1 protein-coding gene is annotated in these 254 nt (G+C 62.6%); it reads left to right on the top strand.

What is annotated here, in order from left to right; genetic code table 11:
* Nucleotides 1-254, top strand: a 254-nt coding sequence (locus R0J88_RS21810; protein WP_410901147.1) for a carboxy terminal-processing peptidase, incomplete at both ends; no start/stop codon positions are given.

Genomic DNA, 254 nt, shown 5'->3' with positions numbered 1-254 from the left:
ACCTGGCCGCATTGCGCGCCCGCCACCAGAGCCGCGTCGAACAGGACCCCAACTTCAGCTACCTGAAGAGCGAAGTCGCGCTGTCAAAGGCATTGCGCGCGCAGCAGACCAGCATCAGCCTCAATCGTGAGCAGCGCAAACGCGAGATGGATGCCCAGGAAGCCGAGCAGCTGGCACTGGAAAATAAGCGCCGTCGTGCCCTCAACCTCGAGCCACTGACAAGCTTTGCCGAACTCGATGCCGCCAGCGACCAC

The organism is Pseudoalteromonas sp. SIMBA_162, from assembly GCF_046535955.1.
In the GTDB taxonomy this organism is placed as follows: Bacteria; Pseudomonadota; Gammaproteobacteria; order Enterobacterales; family Alteromonadaceae; genus Pseudoalteromonas; species Pseudoalteromonas marina.
Note: the sequence above shows the minus strand (reverse complement) of the source record. Positions and strands in the feature narration are given on the sequence as shown.